The sequence below is a fragment of the Fuscovulum blasticum DSM 2131 genome, from assembly GCF_003034965.1.
GTDB classification, from domain to species: domain Bacteria; phylum Pseudomonadota; class Alphaproteobacteria; order Rhodobacterales; family Rhodobacteraceae; genus Pseudogemmobacter; species Pseudogemmobacter blasticus.
This window is the reverse complement of sequence record NZ_PZKE01000044.1, coordinates 1-3749: the sequence shown is the minus strand read 5'-3', so window position 1 is coordinate 3749 and position 3749 is coordinate 1. Positions and strand designations below refer to the sequence as shown.

The following is a 3749-nucleotide window of genomic DNA, read 5'->3' as shown; positions in this document are numbered from 1 at the left end:
CAGCGGCCAAAGCGGCGTTGGCCCCCTTCGCTGCGGGTCAAGGCACTCTCGGACATGGCCTTTCTTCCTCGCCGGTCCTTGCAGACCCACCTGGCACCTCCATGCCGTCGAGGGGCGGTCACATCACGAATACACACACAACAGAGAAAATGCTTGACGTGACGTAACACCGCTACAATTGTGCCGCTCGTTGGCATTTCGCGTCGAAATGCCGTGTTTTTGGTGTGATTTTGGTGCGTTTATGACGGTTTTTCCTGGTACCCCGAACAATGATCTTCTTTCGGGTGGCGCGTCGGATGATCAGTTCAACGGTGGCGCCGGAAACGATTCCATATATGGCAATGCTGGCAATGATCGTGCTCTTCTGGGCACGGGCAACGACCTGGCCTATGGCGGCGCCGACAACGATACGATCAACGCCGAGGCCGGAAACGACCTTGTCTATGGCGATGCCGGCAACGATGCCATTCACGGCTGGGACGGCGTTGATACGATTGATGGCGGTCTGGGCAACGATACCCTTGTCGGCGGCGAGAATGCCGATGTCATAACGGGTGGTGGCGGCGACGATGCCATTTACGGCGGCGATGCGGCAACCAACTTCAGCTTTGGCATCACCACCATCTACGCGATGGATGACGATGGCGACCTGTTCCGCCTTGACCCGGTCACCGGCGGCGGCGGTCTGCAGAAGGTGTTGATCGGCACGGCGTCCACGGTGATGGGCGATATCGGTCAGGCCCCGGATGGCACGATCTATGGCATCCAACTGGGTGGGTCGACCACGAACCTGTATACAATCAACCCCAACACCGGCGCGTCCACGCTGGTGCGCTCTATCCCCGCAGGCGGGGTGCCGGGCAGCACGGGCGGCGGCAACGCACTGTCCTTCGACTCGGACGGGCGGGCCTATTTCGGCACACCGAATTCAAGCTCGATGTATCGCCTGACCACTGACAATGTGGGCACCGCAAGTGTCGAAACATGGTGGACAAACCCGGCGGGCGGCGCTTCCGCCGGCGATGTGATCTTCTTTCAGGGCCAGGCCTATGTGTCGTGGCGGGCGGCTGACGGCACCAATCAGCTTTTCCGCATGACGATTGACGGCAACAACGCCGTCACCGGCGCGCAGCTTATCGGAACCCTGCCCGCCAGCAGCTTTGGCCTGTCTGCCGATGCGCTTGGCAACCTCTATGTCTCGGCCGATGGGCCAAACGGGCCGGGTCTTTACGCCTTTTCCCCGCCGACAACGCCCTTTGCGGGCGGCACGGGGGCGGGTGCCGGTCACCTTCGTGCCGGGCAGCAGCGCGTCTTCGGGCGATTTGTGGTTCGGCGCCACCTCGCCCACGGAATCAACCTTGTCCGAGGCATCGCCCGACACGAACGACCTGCTGTTCGGCGGTGATGGCAACGACCTGATCTTTGGCGGCAATGCCGCCGATACGATCCATGGCGACAACCACAATGACACGCTGCATGGCGATGTCGGCAATGACGTGCTTTACGGCGGCGACGGGGCGGATGCCGCCTATGGCGGCGACGGCAATGACCTTGTGCTGGGCGAAGCCAACAACGACAGCCTCTACGGGGACGCAGGGGAAGACACGCTTGACGGCGGCGTGGGCAATGACATTGCCTATGGCGGCGCCAACAACGACGTGATCACCGGCGGCGCAGGGTCTGACCACCTTTACGGCGATGCCGGGAATGACCTTCTGAACGGCAGCGGCGGCGGGGCCGATACGCTGACGGGTGGCACGGGGGATGACCTGTTCGTCCTCTCGGGCGGGGCTGGCGACAGCGTCTTCCTGTCTGATTTCGGCGCAGGCGAAACCGCCGGTGCGAACATCACACAGACCGACAACGACTTTGTCGATCTGACGCCCTGGTACAACGACAGCACGCTGGCGCTTTACAACTCGACCTATGGCACCAGCTTCACCAACCCGCTTCAGGCGATGCAGCATGATGCGGCCACCAGCACGCCGGGCACGCTGAACTTCATCGCGTTTCAGGGTGGGCCGACCGTGACCTTCACGCTGGTCGGCAGCGGGGTGATGGACACCGAACATACCGGCGTGCCGTGCTTTACCCGCGGCACCATGATCGAAACCGCGCGCGGCGACGTGGCGATCGAGGATCTGCGCCGCGGCGATCTGGTCAGAACGGCGGACCACGGCCTGCAACCGATCCGCTGGATCGGGTCGCGCCGGCTTGCAGCCGGCGATCTGGCGGCCAACCCGAAGCTGCGCCCGATCCGCATCCGCGCCGGCGCCCTGGGCCGGGGCCTGCCGTTGCAGGACGTGGTGGTTTCGCCGCAGCACCGGGTGCTGGTGTCGTCAAAGGTTGCCGAACGTATGTTCGGTGAGCGTGAGGTGCTGGTGCCCGCGCGGCACCTGCTGCTGATCAACGGCATCGACGTGGCCGAGGAGATGGCGGCGGTGGAATACTTCCACATCCTGTTTGACCGGCATCAGATCGTGTTTGCCGCGGGGGCGCCGATGGAATCGCTGTTCACGGGCCCCGAGGCGCTGAAATCGGTCGGCCCCGAGGCGCGGCGCGAGATTTTCGAGATCTTCCCGGAACTTGAAACGCTGGACGCCACCGCCCTGCCCCAGCCGGCCCGCCCGATCCAGTCTGGCCGCATCGCCCGGAAACTGGCCGCACGACACGTCCAGAACGGCATGACCCTGATCGGCCACTGACCAATCCGGCACCAGAGCCAGACCCCGGGGCCGCATCCGCAAGGGTGCGGCCGTTTTCTTGATCAAACCGCCGTGCTGCTCCTTGCCGCATGAGGCCGGCCCTGGGAAGGGTCGCCATCCATCGGCGGTGCTGGCGGGATGATCACCGCTGCCATCAACGCCTGGGGGCGTGAAGTGCGCTGAAGCTGATTCTGGATATCCTGCAAGAATCATTTGACGCGCAGGATTTCCTGCACAATAACTTTCCCAACCAAGGGGAGGTCTCGGCGATGACTCTGCTGACGCGCATTCAGGACACGTCCGAACGCCTGACAGCCTCGGACCGCCGTATCATCGAGGTGCTGCTTGGCCAGCAGGGCGAGGCGGTGTTCCTGTCCGCCGCGCAATTGGCCGAACGCGCACAGGTGCATGAGACGACAGCCACGCGGCTGGCCAAGAAACTGGGCTTCAGCGGCTATCCGGAATTGCGGGCGCAGCTTCAACGTGAGGTCATGGAAGGCCAGGATGCCGCCACGCGGATGCGCCGGTCGGTGGCGAAGGTTGCCGACGGCAGCTATCTGGCCGATGTGGTGCGCAGCGAACTGGCCGCCCTGGAACAACTGGCCCGCAGCATTGACCAGCGCGATGTCGACACCGCCTCGGACATGATTGTCGCGGCGCGCAAGGTGTTCATCTTTGCCCAAGGCCATGCCACGGCCATAGCCGCCTTCCTGCAACGGCGGCTGGATCGGTTCGGCATGACCACGGTGATGCTGACCGGGCGCGGCCGCGACGTGGCGGAACGGCTGACCAGCCTTGGCGCCGAGGATCTGGTGCTGGTGCTGGCCTTCCGCAAGCAACCGGCAGACTACGCGGCCGTGATGGGCCATGCCGCGCAGATGGGGGCGGCCACGCTGCTGATCTCGGATCTGGCGGGGCTGACGATGGCGCCACCGGCAACCCATCTGCTGGCGGCGGCCAGGGGACGGTCGGGAACCGAATTCCAGACCCCCATCGTTCCCATGACCATCGCGAATGCCATTCTGCTGACCATCGCCGGTCGGC

Annotated in this window: 3 protein-coding genes; all 3 read left to right on the top strand. The window is 64.2% G+C overall.

Annotation, left to right across the window (positions count from 1 at the left end; all coding sequences use genetic code 11):
• Nucleotides 1-190: 190 nt before the first annotated feature.
• A complete protein-coding gene (locus C5F44_RS17520) occupies nt 191-1405 on the top strand; it encodes a calcium-binding protein (RefSeq protein ID WP_146161986.1) in 1215 nt (404 codons plus the stop codon).
• Complete coding sequence (locus C5F44_RS17515; RefSeq protein WP_181318319.1) at nt 1359-2705, top strand: Hint domain-containing protein; 1347 nt, start codon at nt 1359-1361, stop codon at nt 2703-2705. The genes C5F44_RS17520 and C5F44_RS17515 overlap by 47 nt, the downstream gene beginning before the upstream one ends.
• A 269-nt stretch (nt 2706-2974) precedes the next feature.
• The coding region (locus C5F44_RS17510) for a MurR/RpiR family transcriptional regulator (RefSeq protein ID WP_107674922.1) at nt 2975-3749 on the top strand (775 nt) is incomplete at its 3' end.